At 66.1% G+C, this 15,804-nt stretch carries 16 protein-coding genes; 11 read left to right on the forward strand and 5 right to left on the reverse strand.

All coding sequences use genetic code 11. The features are described 5' to 3' along the window. The first annotated feature begins 161 nt into the window (after positions 1-161). Positions 162-662: an RcnB family protein gene (locus tag ACP69S_RS15910; protein ID WP_425998840.1), complete on the forward strand. Its 501-nt coding sequence runs from the start codon at positions 162-164 to the stop codon at positions 660-662. Positions 663-834: 172 nt separating this feature from the next. On the opposite strand, the gene gatB is transcribed toward ACP69S_RS15910, so the two are convergent. Further along, the gene (gene gatB, locus ACP69S_RS15915) at positions 835-2,328 is read right to left on the reverse strand and encodes an Asp-tRNA(Asn)/Glu-tRNA(Gln) amidotransferase subunit GatB (RefSeq protein WP_425998842.1); all 1,494 of its coding nucleotides are present in this window, start codon (positions 2,326-2,328) and stop codon (positions 835-837) included. Positions 2,329-2,569: 241 nt separating this feature from the next. Between gatB and ACP69S_RS15920 the strand changes: the two genes are divergently transcribed. After that, positions 2,570-3,178 (forward strand): hypothetical protein, encoded by a 609-nt coding sequence (locus tag ACP69S_RS15920; protein ID WP_425998844.1) that lies wholly within the window; start codon positions 2,570-2,572, stop codon positions 3,176-3,178. Between the two features lie 56 nt (positions 3,179-3,234). Here the strand turns inward: ACP69S_RS15920 and gatA are convergent, their stop codons facing one another. After that, complete coding sequence (gene gatA / locus ACP69S_RS15925; RefSeq protein ID WP_425998846.1) at positions 3,235-4,722, reverse strand: Asp-tRNA(Asn)/Glu-tRNA(Gln) amidotransferase subunit GatA; 1,488 nt, start codon at positions 4,720-4,722, stop codon at positions 3,235-3,237. Further along, positions 4,722-5,009, reverse strand: coding sequence for an Asp-tRNA(Asn)/Glu-tRNA(Gln) amidotransferase subunit GatC (gene gatC, locus ACP69S_RS15930; protein ID WP_425998848.1), 288 nt, complete (start codon positions 5,007-5,009; stop codon positions 4,722-4,724). Before gatC ends, gatA begins: the two co-directional genes overlap by 1 nt. 135 nt (positions 5,010-5,144) lie before the next feature. Here gatC and ruvX point away from each other — a divergent pair, with 135 nt between their 5' ends. The 7 genes from ruvX (at position 5,145) to ACP69S_RS15965 (ending at position 11,369) form a co-directional block, all read left to right on the forward strand. Next, the gene (gene ruvX, locus ACP69S_RS15935; protein WP_425998849.1) at positions 5,145-5,636 is read left to right on the forward strand and encodes a Holliday junction resolvase RuvX; all 492 of its coding nucleotides are present in this window, start codon (positions 5,145-5,147) and stop codon (positions 5,634-5,636) included. 792 nt (positions 5,637-6,428) lie between these two features. After that, positions 6,429-7,424 (forward strand): aspartate carbamoyltransferase catalytic subunit, encoded by a 996-nt coding sequence (locus tag ACP69S_RS15940; RefSeq protein WP_425998850.1) that lies wholly within the window; start codon positions 6,429-6,431, stop codon positions 7,422-7,424. Then, the gene (pyrC, locus tag ACP69S_RS15945; RefSeq protein WP_425998851.1) at positions 7,421-8,722 is read left to right on the forward strand and encodes a dihydroorotase; all 1,302 of its coding nucleotides are present in this window, start codon (positions 7,421-7,423) and stop codon (positions 8,720-8,722) included. Before ACP69S_RS15940 ends, pyrC begins: the two co-directional genes overlap by 4 nt. A gap of 236 nt (positions 8,723-8,958) precedes the next feature. Next, entirely contained in the window at positions 8,959-9,597 is a 639-nt protein-coding gene (gene plsY, locus ACP69S_RS15950) for a glycerol-3-phosphate 1-O-acyltransferase PlsY (RefSeq protein ID WP_425998853.1), read from the forward strand. 13 nt (positions 9,598-9,610) lie between these two features. Next, on the forward strand, positions 9,611-10,708 hold the full coding sequence (gene dprA, locus ACP69S_RS15955; protein ID WP_425998855.1) for a DNA-processing protein DprA: 1,098 nt from the start codon (positions 9,611-9,613) through the stop codon (positions 10,706-10,708). 69 nt (positions 10,709-10,777) lie between these two features. Then, on the forward strand, positions 10,778-11,041 hold the full coding sequence (locus ACP69S_RS15960; RefSeq protein WP_425998857.1) for a BrnT family toxin: 264 nt from the start codon (positions 10,778-10,780) through the stop codon (positions 11,039-11,041). Between the two features lie 40 nt (positions 11,042-11,081). Further along, complete coding sequence (locus tag ACP69S_RS15965; protein WP_425998859.1) at positions 11,082-11,369, forward strand: helix-turn-helix domain-containing protein; 288 nt, start codon at positions 11,082-11,084, stop codon at positions 11,367-11,369. Between the two features lie 118 nt (positions 11,370-11,487). Here the strand turns inward: ACP69S_RS15965 and ACP69S_RS15970 are convergent, their stop codons facing one another. Then, positions 11,488-11,661 (reverse strand): hypothetical protein, encoded by a 174-nt coding sequence (locus tag ACP69S_RS15970; protein ID WP_425998861.1) that lies wholly within the window; start codon positions 11,659-11,661, stop codon positions 11,488-11,490. A 178-nt stretch (positions 11,662-11,839) separates the two neighbouring features. On the opposite strand from ACP69S_RS15970, the gene topA reads away from it, so the two are divergent. Together topA and ACP69S_RS15980 are read left to right on the forward strand one after the other, a co-directional pair. Continuing rightward, positions 11,840-14,551, forward strand: a complete 2,712-nt coding sequence (topA, locus tag ACP69S_RS15975; protein ID WP_425998863.1) for a type I DNA topoisomerase — start codon at positions 11,840-11,842, stop codon at positions 14,549-14,551. A 38-nt stretch (positions 14,552-14,589) separates the two neighbouring features. Continuing rightward, a complete protein-coding gene (locus ACP69S_RS15980) occupies positions 14,590-14,958 on the forward strand; it encodes a hypothetical protein (RefSeq protein WP_425998865.1) in 369 nt (122 codons plus the stop codon). 88 nt (positions 14,959-15,046) lie between these two features. Here the strand turns inward: ACP69S_RS15980 and ACP69S_RS15985 are convergent, their stop codons facing one another. After that, positions 15,047-15,589, reverse strand: coding sequence for a GNAT family N-acetyltransferase (locus tag ACP69S_RS15985; protein WP_425998867.1), 543 nt, complete (start codon positions 15,587-15,589; stop codon positions 15,047-15,049). Positions 15,590-15,804: the final 215 nt, after the last annotated feature.

The following is a 15,804-nucleotide window of genomic DNA, read 5'->3' on the forward strand; positions in this document are numbered from 1 at the left end:
ATGGTCGCCGGATCGCTCCGCGCCAAGGGAGCCCCTGCGGAAACAGCGCGTTCGTCTGACAGGGTCATTCAGGCTCGGTTCAGCCGCACCGAATGAAAATGGCTTCAAAGGTCGAGGGACTTGGCGGCGTGAAATCCGCCTGACGAGAAGGAGTGGACGAGATGAAACGTCTGTTGCTCACCATCGCCGCGATCGCTTCGGTGGCCGGACCCATGGTCGTCGTGGCCAGCGACGCGTCCGCTCAGGACCGTGGCCGCTGGGACCGTCACGAGGATCGCTGGGATCGCCGGGAAGATCGGCGTGACTATCGCGAGGATCGCCGCGAAGATCGCCGTGATCGGCGCGAAGATCGTCGGGACGCGCGGGGTCGCTGGGACGGCGGCCGCCACAACGGCTACTATTACGACAACCGCTTCCACTACGGCGCGCCGCCGGTCGCCTATTATGGACGCCCGGGCTATCGCCCAGGCTACGAGTCCTGGCGGCGCGGGGCCTATCTGCCGCCCTATTACCGGGACCGTGGCTATGTGGTGCACGACTACGGGCGTTATCGCCTGCGCGCCCCGCCCCGCGGCTACTATTGGTACCGCACCGGCGACGACTATGTGCTGGCGGCGATCGCCAATGGCCTGATCTTTGACGTGATCGGCGGCCGCTACTAGAGCATTTTCCGATAAGTGTGAAACGGTTATCGGATCGAAAAATGCTCTAAACTTCTGATTTAGAGCCCTTTTCGCCCGACCCTGATGAAGCCATCAGGTCGGAAAGGGCTCTAGCGGCTGAGAAACAAGACACCCCGGAGGAGACCTCCGGGGTGTCTTTGGCCTCTGACCGCTACAGGCCCAGCTTGGACTTCAGCAGTTCGTTTACGGTGGCGGGATTGGCCTTGCCGCCTGTTTCCTTCATCACCTGACCGACGAACCAGCCGATCGCCTGAGGCTTTTCCTTCACGGCCGAGGCCTTGTTGGGATTGGCCGCGATCAGGGCGTCGATGGCCGCTTCGATGGCGCCGGTGTCGTTGATCTGGACCAGGCCGCGCTTCTCGACAATCTCGGCCGGACGCCCTTCGCCGGCCCACATGTGCTCGAAGACCTCCTTGGCGATCTTCGACGAGATCGTGCCATTCTCGATCAGCTCGACCAGCTGGGCGATATCCGACGCGGGGAGCGGTGACTGAGCGATCTCGTGACCGCCCGAAGACAGCTTGGAGAGCAGCTCGTTGGTCACCCAGTTGGACACCAGCTTGGCGTCACGCCCTTTCGCGGCGGCCTCGAAGTAGTCCGCGCGGTCGCTCTCGATGATCAGCACGCCGGCATCATAGGCCGACAGGCCGTACTGGCTCTGCAGACGGGCCTTCTTGGCGTCTGGCAGTTCCGGCAAGGTCTCCTCGATCTTCTTCACCCAGTCGGCGTCGAGGATCAGCGGCAGCAGGTCCGGATCGGGGAAGTAGCGATAGTCGTGCGCCTCTTCCTTGGACCGCATCGAGCGGGTCTCGAGCTTGGTCGGATCGAACAGACGAGTCTCTTGGTCGATCTTGCCACCGTCTTCCAGGATCTCGATCTGGCGACGGGCTTCGTACTCGATGGCCTGCTGGATGTAGCGATACGAGTTGACGTTCTTGATCTCGCAGCGCGTGCCCAAATGGCTGAGGCTGCCGGTCTCGCGGAACTTCTCGTAGGCGCCGGGACGGCAGACCGAGACGTTGACGTCGGCGCGAAGGTTGCCCTTGTCCATGTCGCCGTCGCACGTGCCCAGATAGACGAGGATCGTGCGGATCTTCTTCACATAGGATGCCGCCTCTTCCGAGGTGCGCATGTCGGGCTTGGAGACGATCTCCATCAGCGCCGTGCCCGCGCGGTTCAGATCGACATAGGTGGCGTTCGGATCTTGGTCGTGCAGCGACTTGCCGGCGTCCTGCTCCAGATGCAGGCGCTCGATCCGCACGTCGAAGGTCGTGCCGTCGTCGCGTTCGACGGTGACGACGCCCTCGCCGACGATCGGCTGGTCGAACTGGCTGATCTGATAGCCCTGCGGCAGGTCGGGATAGAAGTAGTTCTTGCGGTCGAAGCGGCTCTTCAGATTGATCTGCGCTTTCAGGCCCAGACCCGTCTTGACCGCCTGCTCGACGCAGAAGCCGTTCAGCACCGGCAGCATGCCGGGCATGGCCGCGTCCACCAGGCTCACCTGCTCGTTGGGGCCCGCGCCAAAACCGACGGCGGCGCCGGAGAACAGCTTGGACTTGCTGGCGACCTGGGCGTGGATCTCGAGGCCGAGAACGATTTCCCAGGGACCGGTGCGACCTTGAATGGTTTTGGAATCTTGCGTCATGCGCCTCTCTTACACCGACCGCGCCATGGCCGAAAACCCTTAGGCCGCAGGGTTTCGACCCAATGCGCCAGCGCCCCCGGCGGATAGGCTGGCCCCCATGCCTCGGGCTGTCTCGCCCGAGCGCGGCGCCAAAACCAAATAAGGCGCCTTCTTGTCAGAAACGGCGCCATTCCGTGGTCTGCGGAACCTCGCCGGCGCCGAACGGTTACCTTCCTTGAGAAATAAAGCTGAGGAGGACATCATGCCCGCTTTTAATCAAACCCTGAATCTCGACTCTATCGACACTGTCGATACGAGCCGTCCGCGCGCCGAGATCAGGTCTGCGCCCGTGTCCGCTACGACGGATGCTTCACCGTTGTTCCCCGCCGCGCCAGTCTATGCTCGCACCCCCCAGAAGAAAGCGTCCAGCAATCTTGCGCTGCTGGTTGGCGCTCCCGTGGTGCTGATCGCCGCCGGCGCCCTTGCCTGGTCGATGATGGCTAGCCCGGATCAGGCGCCAGCCCTGACCGAAAAGCCGGCACAGATGGCTGTCGCTGACACGGCGCCACTGACCCCGCCCCTGGCCCCAGCCGCCATGCCAGCTCCAGAACCGGTTCAAACGGCCGTCGCCTCACCTGTGCCGCTCGCCACCGCCCCGGCTCGGCTCCGCGCCGCGCCTCGCGCCACGGCCGCCCGCCGCGCCGCGCCCGCTGCAGCCGTGACGGCCCCCGACGCCACTACGGCTTCAGCCAATGTGAGCGCGACGGTGCCCGCGCCGGCGGTGGCCCCAGAACCGGCTCCGATCGTGATCGCGGCTCCGGTCGCCCCCACACTGACCGTGACCCCGGTCACGCCGATCGATCCGCAGTAACGGATCGAGCGTAGCGAAGAAGGGCGGCTCCTCGCGGGGCCGCCCTTTTTATTGGATCACCACCAGCGGGCAGCCTTGGCGTTGAAGCCGGCCGCCTTTTCCAGCGCTCCGGCCACCGAGAACACCGTTCCCTCGTCCAGCGGCTTCCCGATGATCTGCAGACCTAACGGAAGCCCGTTGGCGTCCAGGCCGGCCGGCAGCGAAAGACCCGGCAGACCCGCCAGATTGGTCGTCACCGTGAACACGTCGTTCAGGTACATGGCGATGGGATCGCTCGAGTTCTCGCCCAGTCCGAACGCCGCCGACGGCGCCGTCGGGGTCAGGATGGCGTCGCAACGCTCCCAGGCCTTGTCGAAGTCCTCAGCGATACGGCGACGCACCTTCAGGGCCTTCAGGTAGTAGGCGTCGTAATAGCCGGCGCTCAGCACATAGGTGCCGATCATGATGCGGCGCTTGACCTCGTCACCGAAACCCTCGGCCCGGGTGTTTTCATAGACCTCTGTGAGATTGGCGCCCTGCGCCCGCAGGCCATAGCGCATGCCGTCATAGCGGGCGAGGTTCGACGACGCCTCGGCCGGGGCCACGATGTAATAGGCCGGCAAGGCGTATTTGGTGTGCGGCAGGGAGATGTCGACGATCTCGCAGCCGGCTTCCTTCAGCCAGGCGACGCCGTCTTCCCACAGCTTCTCGATCTCGGCCGGCATGTTGTCGACACGGTATTCCTTGGGAATACCGATCTTCAGACCCTTGATCGACTTGCCGACAAACTGGCTGAAATCCGGAACCGGCACGTCGAGGCTGGTCGAGTCCTTGGGGTCGTGACCGCACATCGAGGTCAACAGCAGGGCTGCGTCTTCGACGGTCTTGGCGATCGGGCCGGCCTGGTCCAGCGAGCTGGCGAAGGCCACGACGCCCCAGCGCGAGCAGCGGCCATAGGTCGGCTTGATCCCCACCGTGCCGGTAAAGGCGGCCGGCTGGCGGATCGAGCCGCCGGTGTCGGTGGCGGTGGCGCCCAGGCACAGGTCGGCGGCCACCGCGGCGGCTGAACCACCCGACGAGCCGCCGGGAGTCAGGGCCTTGTTGCTGGCCGTCGAGCGCCAGGGATTGGTCACCGGACCATAGGCGCTGGTCTCGTTGGACGAGCCCATGGCGAACTGGTCCAGATTCAGCTTGCCCAGCATCACCGCGCCATCGCGCCACAGCTGGCTGGTGACGGTAGATTCGTATTCGGGGACGAAGCCTTCGAGGATCTTTGAGGCGGCCGTGGTCTGGACGCCCTGGGTGCAGAACAGATCCTTGACGCCCAGCGGCGCGCCGTCCAACGGACCGGCCACGCCAAGCGCGCGGCGAGCGTCCGAGGCGGCGGCCATCGACAGCGCCTGCTCCGGCGTTTCGACGATGAAGGCGTTCAGAGCGCGCGCGGCCTCGATGGCCTCGATATGGGCCGTGGTCAGCTCGACCGAACTGAATTCACCCTTTTCCAGGCCATCCATTGCGCCCTTAAGGGTCAGGGAAGTCAATGAGGTGGAGTTGGGGGCGCTCATTATTCGACAACCTTGGGCACGACGAAGAAGCCGTCGACGGACTTGGGGGCGTTGGAGGTGATTATCGAGGCGTCGCCGCCCATGGTCACTACGTCGTCGCGCAACGGGGCGCCGGCGCCCACGACGCTGGTCAGCGGCTCAACACCATCGGTGTCGACCTCGGCCAACTGCTCGATCCACGCCATGATGCCGTTCAGTTCCTGGGCCAAGGGCTCCAGACGATCTTCGGGCGTAGCGATCCGCGCGAGCCGCGCGACCTTGCGCACTGTGGCGACATCAATGGCCATGGGGGCCTCCTGAATTCCAAGCGCGTGGGTTAGCCGTCAGAGGGGCGCTTTGACAAGGGTTCCCTGCTTCGGAGGGGGGCCTTGTTTGTAGGGGTTCCCTTGTTTGGAGGGCGCCTCCCCGTGTTATGAGGAGCGATGCCCGTTCTCGACATTGAAGACTTCGCCGCCGCTCTCCCCGACTACCTGCCGATTGTCGGGCTGGATCCGGGCGAGAAGACCATCGGCGTGGCCGTCTCCGACGTCACCCTGACGGTCGCCAGCCCCCTGGCCCTGATCAGGAAAACCAAGTTCAGCGAGGACGCCGCGACCCTGTTCCAGCTGATGGGCAGCCGCAAGGCGGCCGGGATCGTCATTGGCCTGCCGATGAACATGGACGGCACCGAGGGCGTCCGCTGCCAGTCCAACCGGGCGCTGGGCCGCAACCTGCTGCGTCTGCAGCCGCACGTGCCGATCACCTTCTGGGACGAGCGCCTCTCCACCGCCGCCGTGACCCGGGTGCTGATCGAGGAACATGACGTCAACCGCAAGCGCCGCGCCGAGGTGGTCGACAAGATGGCCGCTGGCTGGATTTTGCAGGGCGCGCTGGAGCGGATGCGGGGGATACGGGAAGCGGCGGGCAAGGTTTGATCGGCAGATCCTCCCCCTGAAGGGGGAGGTGGTCGCGTAGCGACCGGAGGGGGAAGTCGCGAGGCGTTCATGGCATCCCCTCTCCGTCGGCTTCGCCGACACCTCTCCCACGAGGAGAGGATCTTCGACACGGCTTCGCAGCCTCGCGCGGGAACCGCCGAGTTGGTGGAAGGGTCGCGGAGCGTCCGGACCACGTCCGGAGTTGAATAGAAATAACCGTTTCGACGAAGCCGTCCGCTCCGCGCGACCGTTATCTATCAGCGTCCCGTCGGGTGGCCCTGTTGAGGCCTTACCGGGAGCCGAGCCGTTCCGTTTCCGGAACCGCTCGACGGTCGGAGCAGACGGGCCCTTGCGGACTATCACGCCTGTTTGTCTCCATCCACGCCAACGGCGGGCGGGTCCTGCAACGCCAGGATCCCCGGACCGGTCGAGTATCCCCCTCGACCCCAGCCCCGCTCGATCACCCCCCGCCGCCGCATCGGTCGCTGGCCTTGCGCCCTTCCCCTGCGACGAGGTGGGTCAAGAATACAGGAGGTTTTATGGCGGCTGCGTCGATTGTCGGGATGCCCGTCTGGGTCCTCCCCCTGAAGGGGGAGGCGGCCGAAGGCCGGTGGGGAACACCGCATTGATTCAGCGGGACTTCCCCCTCCGATCGCTTCGCGATCTCCTCCCCCGTTAGGGGAGGACTTAGACGCCGATCCCCGTGCCCATCCGGGGATAGCGCGATCCCGATCCCCATGGTCGCACCCTCCACCTTCCCTCTCCCGGCAAAGCCGCCTAAGACACCGTTTCATGACGGCCAAGCCCCATGATCCCGCCCGCGTCGCCCTCGACGCGATCCGCGCCCGCGCCTTTGCGTTCCCAAAGCGCCATTTCCTGTCCGCCGGCGACCTCAACGCCCCGCAAGCCGCCGACCTGCTGGACCTGGCCGAGGCCTTCGTCGCCTTCAACCGCCAGACCTCCAAGTCGCTGGACCTGCTCAAGGGCCGGACGCTGATGAACCTGTTCTTCGAGAACAGCACCCGCACCCAGTCCAGCTTCGAGATCGCCGGCAAGCGCCTGGGCGCCGACGTCGTCAATATGAGCCCGCGCACCTCGTCGATCACCAAGGGCGAAACCCTGATCGACACCGCCGTGACCCTGAACGCCATGCGGCCCGACCTGCTGGTGGTGCGCCACGCTTCGTCAGGCGCGGCGTCCCTGCTCAGCCAGAAGGTCAGCGGCCATGTCATCAACGCCGGCGATGGTCAGCACGAACACCCGACCCAGGCCCTGCTGGACGCCCTGTCGATCCGCCGCGCCTTTGGCCGGGTTTCGGGCCTGACGGTGGCGATCTGCGGCGACGTGCTGCACAGCCGCGTGGCCCGCTCCAACGTGTCCCTGCTGCACACCCTTGGCGCCAGCGTGAGGCTGGTTGGCCCCGCCACCCTGATGCCGGCCCAGGCCGAGCGCTGGGGCGTCACCGTCCACCACGACATGAAGTCGGGCCTGGCCGGTGTTGACGTGGTGATGATGCTGCGCCTGCAGCTGGAGCGGATGCAGGGCGGCTTCGTGCCCTCGACCCGCGAATATTTCCGCTTCTATGGCCTGGACCGCGAAAAACTGGCCCGCGCCGCGCCGGGCGCCAAGGTCATGCACCCCGGCCCGATGAACCGGGGCGTGGAGATTGACAGCGACGTCGCCGACGATCCGGCCGTCAGCCTGATCCAGGACCAGGTCGAGATGGGCGTCGCCGCCCGGATGGCGGTTCTCACCAGCCTCGCCACGCGCCTGGAGGCCGACCAATGAACGCCCCCCAGCCGCTGGCCTTCACCAATGCCCGCTTGGTCGATCCCGAGAGCGGCTATGACGGCCCTGGCGGGGTCATCGTCTCCGAGGGCGTGATCGCCGACGTCGCCAAGGGCCGCGAGTTCGGCAAGCTCACCAAGGGCGTCCGGGTTATCGACTGTGGCGGGGCCCTGCTGGCGCCGGGCCTGATCGACCTGCGGGTCAAGACCGGCGAGCCCGGCGCCGAGACCAAGGAAACCCTGGCCTCGGCCGCTCGCGCCGCCGCCGCCGGTGGCGTGACCTCGATCGTCGTCCAACCCGACACCGACCCGGCCATCGACGATCCCAGCGTGGTTGACTTCATCCTGCGCCGGGCCCGCGACATCGACAGCGCCCGCATCCTGTGCGCTGGCGCGGCGACCAAGGGCCTGCGCGGCGAGCAGATGGCCGAGATCGGTCTGATGCGCGAGGCAGGTTGCGTCTACATCACCGACGCCGACAAGCCGATCGTCGACTCCAAGGTGTTTCAGCGCATCCTGACCTACGCCAAGGGCTTCGACACCCTGCTGGCCCACCGTCCGATGGACATGTGGCTGGCCAAGGGCGGGGCCGCGATCAGCGGCGAATTTGCTGGCCGGATGGGCCTGCCCTCGATCTCGCCGATGGCCGAGCAGATCATGCTGGAGCGCGACATCGCGCTGCTGGAGGCCACCGGCGGCCGCCTGCTGGTCGACCAGATCACCAGCGCCGGCGCGCTGGAGACCCTGGCGCGCGGCAAGGCTCGCGGTTTGCGTCTGCACGCCAGCGTGTCGATCAACCACCTGTCGTTCAACGAGCTGGACATCGGCGACTACCGAACCTTTGCCAAGGTCACCCCGCCCCTACGTGGCGAGGACGACCGACAGGCACTGATCGAAGCGCTCGCATCGGGTCTGATAGACATCGTCGTCAGCGCCCACGCCCCCGCCCCGGCCGAGGACAAGCGCCTGCCGTTCGACGAGGCGGCGCCAGGCGCCATCGGCGTCGAAACCCTGCTGCCGGCCCTGCTGTCGCTCTATCACGACGAACGCCTACCGCTTGTGGATCTGATCCGCGCGGTGACCTTGGCCCCTGCTGAGCTACTGAACCTGCGCGGCGGCCGCATCGCGCCCGGCGCGCCGGCCGACCTGGTGCTGTGCGACATCGACGCGCCGATCATCGTGGATGCCGGGAAGCTGCTGTCGAAGTCCAAGAACTCGCCGTTTGACGGCCGGCGGCTGCAGGGACAGGTGCTGATGACGCTGGTCGATGGGCGGGTTGTGCACCGGGCCGAGGGGTAGAGACCCGCCCTTCTCCCCCTGCGGGAGAAGGTGTCGCCGTAAGGCGACGGATGAGGGGTCGCGCGGACAGATCGAGTGGACCCCTCATCCGTCCGCTCCGCGGCCACCTTCTCCCGCAAGGGGAGAAGGATCAGCGGCGCGTTTTGCCCCCGCCCCGAGTCTGCTGCTACACCTTCCCCACTCGCAACTCTTGCGTAGCGGTTGAAATCGCGCGCAACTCGCCTTAGGGTCGAAACGTGCAAGATCTCGCTCAAGCCGTCTATCTCACGCTCGGTATCGCCGTGGTCGGAGGCTACCTCCTCGGCTCGATCCCATTTGGCCTGATCGCCATGCGACTGGGCGGGGCGGGCGACATCCGCAAGATCGGCTCCGGCAATATCGGGGCGACCAATGTGCTGCGCTCAGGTCGCAAGGACCTGGCGGCCATCACCCTGATCGGCGACGCCGGCAAGGGCGTGCTGGCCGTGCTGCTGGCCCGCTGGCTGACGAACGACACCGCCGCCATTGTCGCCCTGGCGGGCGGCTCGGCGTTCCTCGGCCACCTCTTTCCGGTGTGGCTGAAGTTCAAGGGCGGCAAGGGCGTGGCCACCTTCTATGGCGTGTTGCTGGCCGCCGCATGGCCTGTGGGCGTGCTGGCCGCCATCGCCTGGCTTGCCATGGCGGCCCTGTTCCGCATCAGCTCGCTGGCCGCCCTGACCGCCGCCGCCCTGGCCGCGCCGTTCGCCCTGGCGACAGACCAGCCCTATGCCATGCTGGTGCTGGCCCTGTTCATGGCCGTGCTGATCTTCGTTCGCCACCGCGAGAACATCGCCCGCCTGCTGAAGGGGCAAGAGCCCAGGATCGGCGGCAACAAGAACAAGCCCGATCCCGCATGACCCTGGTTTTTGCATGACTCTGGGCCGCCTCTCGGACATCCAGCGCCTGGCCTGGCTTCGGCTGGCGCGCACCGAGACGGTCGGCCCCGTCGCCTTCGACCATCTGCTGACCCGCTACGGCACGCCCGAGCGGGCCCTGAGCGCCCTGCCCGACCTCTCCCGCAGCGGCGGTCGCGCCACGTCTTTGACCCCGCCGCCCCGTGACGTGATCGAGCGCGAACTGGAAACCGGCGCGGCCATGGGGGCCCGGTTGCTGTGCGGCTGCGAGCCGGACTTCCCCGCCCGCCTTGCCGCCCTCGATCCGCCGCCGCCGGTGCTGTGGGCGCTCGGCCGCGCCGAACTGCTGCCCCAGCCCAGCGTCGCCATCGTCGGAGCCCGCATCGCCTCGGCCGCCGGCCAGCGCTTTGCCCGTCAGCTGGCCGCCGAACTGGGCGAGGCCGGCCACGTCATCGTCAGCGGCATGGCGCGCGGCGTGGACGGCGCGGCCCATGAGGGCTCAATGCGCACAGGCTCGGTCGCCGTGCTGGGCGGCGGTGTCAGCGACATCTATCCGCCCGAACATGCGTCGCTCCATACCCGCCTCGCCGTTGAAGGCTGCGTGGTCTCCGAAAGCGCGCCCGACCGCCGCGCCCAGGCCAAGGACTTTCCGCGCCGCAACCGCATCATCTCGGGCCTGTCGCTGGGTGTCGTGGTGGTCGAGGCAGAGCTGAAGTCCGGCTCGCTGATCACCGCCCGCCTGGCCGCCGAACAGGGCCGAGACGTCTTCGCAGTGCCTGGCTCGCCGCTGGATCCCCGCGCCAAAGGACCCAATGATCTGATCCGGCAGGGCGCGATCCTGTGCGAGAGCGCCGAGGACGTGCTGCGTTCCCTCTCGGGTCACACCCACCTTCGCGAACACGATCGGACCTATGACGTGGAACCCGAAACGGACGTCGATTTCGACGCCCTGCGCGAACAGCTGGCCGCCCTGCTGTCGCCAACGGGCGTGTCTCGCGACGAACTGGTCCGTGCGACGGGCGCTCCGACCTCGGCAGTGATGGCGGCGCTGGTCGAACTGGCTCTGGCCGAGCGGGCGCTCCTGCTGAGTGGCGGGATGGTGTCGGGCGCCTGATGCGCCGGCATCGCCCAATTGCAATAGGTACGGATTACCAGTGCCATTGCTGTTGAGTTTGAATGGGATTTGGAGAAGGCGCGGAGCAATCTCGTCAAGCACGGCATAGCCTTGGAAGATGCCCGATACGCCGTCCTTGATCCGCGACGCATTGAGATTGTCGATGATCGCCTCGACTACGGCGAAGAGCGCGTCCAGATCACCGGCGCGTGCTTCGGGGACATATTGCTGGTCGTCACCGTCTCACACGCCGAGGATCACTACAGGATCATCTCGGCCAGGCCAGCCACGCGCTTGGAACGCATGAGGTATCTTCGTCATGACACTGACTGATCGACCACGCGGAAAGACCGACTGGGTCCGCATCCAGTCCATGACCGACGAGGAGATCACGGCGGCGGCGCTGTCCGACCCGGACGCGCTGCCGATGACCGAGGAACAATTGGCTCGCGCCAAGCGCGTCAATATCGTCAAGGGCATTCGCCAGCGGGTCGGCATGACCCAGGCCGAATTCGCGGCGGCGTTTCAGCTACCGCTGGCGACCGTTCGTGACTGGGAACAGGAGCGCAGCCGACCCGATGCGCCGGCCCGGGCGCTCCTGAATGCTATTGCTCGGGATCCGGAAGTCATGCGCCGACTGATCAACGGCCACGCGGCCTGACCGCCTAGAGCATTTTCCGATAAGTGTGAAACGGTTATCGGATCGAAAAATGCTCTAAACTTCTGATTTAGAGCTCTTTTCGCCCGACCCTGATGAAGCCATCAGGTCGGAAAGGGCTCTAGATGCTCAGATCCACCATCAACCCCGTACCCCGAGCCGGCGCTGCGCGCACGGCGTCGCGCAGGCGGTCGGCGATCTGCGCGCGCTCCGCGTTGGACGTCACCGGCTTGACGGGCTGGATCGGCGAGACATAGGCCTCGGTGGCGATCCGGTTGATGCTCGAAACTTGCATAAGCGCCGAAAGGGTTGGGTTCAGTATCCATCATCACCCAGCCAGCCTTAACAATCGGCTACCAAATGACGGGAAACGGCGCCGTTTGTACGGGCTGCGTTGACAGACACCCCGTCGCGCCCCCACTTTCCCGGCGCTCGCCTCCCGGGCGATCCTTCCCCCAGGTACAAGAGTCGTAATGAACGTCGTCGTCGTCGAGAGCCCGGCCAAGGCCAAGACCATCAACAAGTATCTCGGGTCCGACTACACGGTTCTCGCCTCCTATGGTCACATTCGCGACCTGCCGTCGAAGGACGGTTCGGTGGAGCCCGACAACGACTTCGCGATGAGCTGGGAGATCGACGCCAAGTCGTCAAAGCGCGTTTCCGACATCGTCGACGCGATGAAGGGGGCCGACCGCCTGATCCTGGCCACCGACCCCGACCGCGAAGGCGAGGCGATCAGCTGGCACATCCTGGAAGTCCTTCAGAAGAAGAAGGCGGTCAAAGGCATGATCGTCCAGCGGGTCACCTTCAACGCCATCACCAAGGCCTCGGTGCTGGAGGCGATGGCAAATCCGCGCGACATCGACATGGAGCTGGTTGAGGCCTACCTCGCCCGCCGCGCTCTCGACTACCTCGTCGGCTTTACCCTCTCGCCGGTGCTCTGGCGCAAGCTGCCGGGCAGCCGCTCGGCCGGCCGGGTTCAATCGGTCTGTCTGCGGCTGATCGTCGAGCGCGAGATGGAGATCGAGCGCTTCAAGACCCAGGAATACTGGAGCGTCGACGCCGACGTCTCGGCCGGCGCCGATCCGTTCCTGGCCCGCCTGATCAAGCACGAAGGCAAGAAGCTCACCAAATTCGACCTGAACAACGAAGGCTCGGCCCTGGCCGCCAAGGCGGCGGTCGAAAAGGCTGTGTTCAAGATCGCCGCTGTCGAAAAGAAACCCGGCAAGCGCTCGCCCGCCCCGCCCTTCACCACCTCGACCCTGCAGCAGGAAGCCTCGCGCAAGCTGGGCTTTAGCGCCCAGCGCACCATGCAGGCCGCGCAGAAGCTGTATGAAGGCATCGACATCGGCGGCGAGACCGTCGGCCTGATCACCTATATGCGGACCGACGGCGTGTCGGTCGGCCCCGAGGGCATCGCGGAAGCCCGCGACGTGATCGGCAATGTCTATGGCAAGGACTACGTCCCCGAGACGCCGCGCTATTACAAGGTCAAGGCCAAGAACGCCCAGGAGGCGCACGAAGCCATTCGCCCGACCAGCCTGGGCCGCAATCCCGGCTCGCTGCGCCTGGAACCGGATCTGGGCCGCCTGTACGAACTGATCTGGAAGCGGATGATCGCCTCCCAGATGGAAAGCGCCCGCATCGAGCGCACCACGGTCGACATCGAAAGCCACGACGGCCAGACCGGCCTGCGCGCCACCGGCCAGGTCGTGCTCTTCCCCGGCTATCTGACCGTCTATGAAGAAGGCCGCGACGACGACGGCGACGAGGACAGCGCCCGCCTGCCGATGATCGAGGACGGCGCCAGCGCCAAGGTCATCGACGCCCGCGCCGACCAGCACTTCACCGAACCGCCCCCGCGCTATTCGGAAGCCAGCCTGGTCAAGAAGATGGAAGAGCTGGGCATCGGCCGTCCGTCGACCTACGCCTCGGTCCTGACCGTGCTGCGCGACCGCGAATATGTGAAGATGGAGAAGAACCGCTTCATCCCCGAGGACAAGGGCCGCCTGGTCACCGCCTTCCTGGAGCAGTTCTTCCGCCGCTATGTCGAATACGACTTCACGGCGGGCCTCGAAGAGCAGCTGGACCTGGTGTCGGACGGCAAGCTGGACTGGAAACAGTTCCTGCGCGACTTCTGGAAGGACTTCGCCGCCGCCGTCGGCGAGATCGCTGAGCTCCGCGTCACCAATGTGCTCGACGCCCTGAACGACGCGCTGGGTCCGCACATCTTCCCCGACAAGGGCGACGGCTCCAATCCGCGCATCTGCCCCACCTGTGGTAGCGGTCAGCTGTCCTTGAAGGTCGGCAAGTTCGGGGCCTTCATCGGCTGCAGCAACTATCCGGAATGCCGGTTCACCCGCCAGCTCGCCACCTCCTCGGAGGGCGAAGGCGAGGCCGAAGCCGCCGACAAGGAGCTGGGCATCAACCCGGAGACCGGTCGCTCGGTGTGGCTGAAGAACGGCCGCTTTGGTCCCTATGTCGAAGAACCGCCAGCGGCGGAAAGTGGCGACAAACCCAAGCGATCCAGCCTGCCCAAGGGATGGACCCCGGCCGCCGTCGATCTGGAAAAGGCCCTGCGCCTGCTGGCCCTGCCGCGCGAAGTCGGCATGCACCCCGACGACGGCAAGAAGATCACCGCCGGCCTTGGCCGCTTCGGGCCCTTCGTGCTGCACGAGGGCACCTACGCCAATCTGGAAAACCCGGAAGAGGTGTTCGATATCGGCCTGAACCGCGCTGTCGCCCTGCTGGCCGACAAGCGGGCCGGCGGCGGGCGTCCGCAGCGTGGTCAGGCTGCGGCCCTGGCCGATCTGGGCGTCCACCCCGAGGACGGCAAGCCGGTAAAGGTGCTGTCGGGCCGCTTTGGTCCCTATATCAAGCACGGCGACACCAACGCCAATGTGCCCAAGGGCGCCGACCCGGCCGCCCTGACCCTGGCCGAGGCCGTGGTCCTGTTGGCCGAACGCGTCGCCAAGGGCGGCGGCAAGAAGCCGGCGAAGAAGGCCCCAAAGACGACTGCCGCCAAGAAGGCTCCCGCCAAGGCCCCCGCCAAGGCAAAGGCGGCTGCAGACGGCGCTGCTCCGACCAAAAAGGCCCCAGCGAAAAAGCCTGCCGCAAAGAAGGCGGCTCCGAAGAAGGCCGCCGCCAAGAAGCCGGCCAAGGCCCCCACCGAGACAGAGGCCTGACCCTACCCATGATCGAGATCCGGGGTTAGATTGCAGGCATGACGTCTCTTGAGCGCCCCTTGCCCCTGTCCATCGTGGTCTCGGCCCTGATCCTGATCAGCGGCCTGGGCTTCGCCATGGGCCTGACCAATGCGCTGAAGGCCGGCAAGTCCAACACCGCAGCCTCGACCGCGCCCCTGGCCGAGGTGTCGGGCGTGCCGGTCAAGGACGCGGCCCCGGCGCCGCTCTACGAGCCCCCGCCGCCTGAAAAGCCCAAGGTCAAGGCTGTCGAGGTCAAGACCGCCGAGATCGAGGCCCCCGTCGCCGTGATCGAAGCCCCGCCCGCGCCCTCCGAGGCCGCGCCGCCGTCCACCACGGCTCCGCCTGCCCAGCAGCCGCCGCCCCGGTCGATCGAAGACCTCTACTGATCCACCACCGGGAAGGCGCCGTCGCCCAGAGCGGACATGCCGATGGTTCGACTTGGGTGGGAGTCGGACGTCACCGTTGTCCAAGCGCTTAGGCCATCAGCAGGTGGTCGGCAGCGAGTTCGCCACGGTTGATCGCGTAGAAAAGGATCGGGGGAGCGTTGTCGGATCCCTGGACTTTTCGATCGGGCAATTGTTTCGCACCGATCTTCTCCGCCGCCCGGCGTGACCGGAGGTTCGTCTCCCGGATACGGAAAATCACGCGCTCGACGAACAAGAAGGCGTGCGCCAGCATCAGGTGTTTCATTTCACCGTTGTAGCGCCCACCCCAATAGGCGCACCCGAGGAAGGTCCAGCCGACCTCCATCTCGCGCCTGCCGACGAACTGGCTTGAGTAACGCGACCACCCGATAATTCTTTCACTGTCACGCGTAGCCGCGACGAGGGCCCCGCCTGAAGCAAGTCCATCGAGGAAGTAAGCGCGGAACTTCTCCTCCAAATGGAGCTGCAGGTGAGGAAGGCTAGCCCAGACGTCGGGGTCGCGGCCCACCTCGAACAGTCCTTCCCAGTCGTCGAGTCGTGCGGGCCGCAGGGAGATCAGCCCGCCATTCAGCGTCGGTTGATATTCGAACATGATATCGCCTCAGAAGCCTCGCGTTCGCGGGCAGCCACCGGGCTCCGGCGCAGGGATCGATGTCTTCAGGAAGGGGCCCCAAAGGGGGCGGAAGCCCGCGCTCCTGGGAGGCGGCTAAGTACGTCGCAGCAACAGAGGCGAGATCGCGAACACATGTCATCCTTTTCGGGCAGCCCGGGCCAATTTGGCAAAACAATCGGGCCGCGTAACCTCCG

Source organism: Caulobacter sp. DWR1-3-2b1, assembly GCF_049895765.1.
Classification (GTDB): Bacteria; Pseudomonadota; Alphaproteobacteria; order Caulobacterales; family Caulobacteraceae; genus Caulobacter.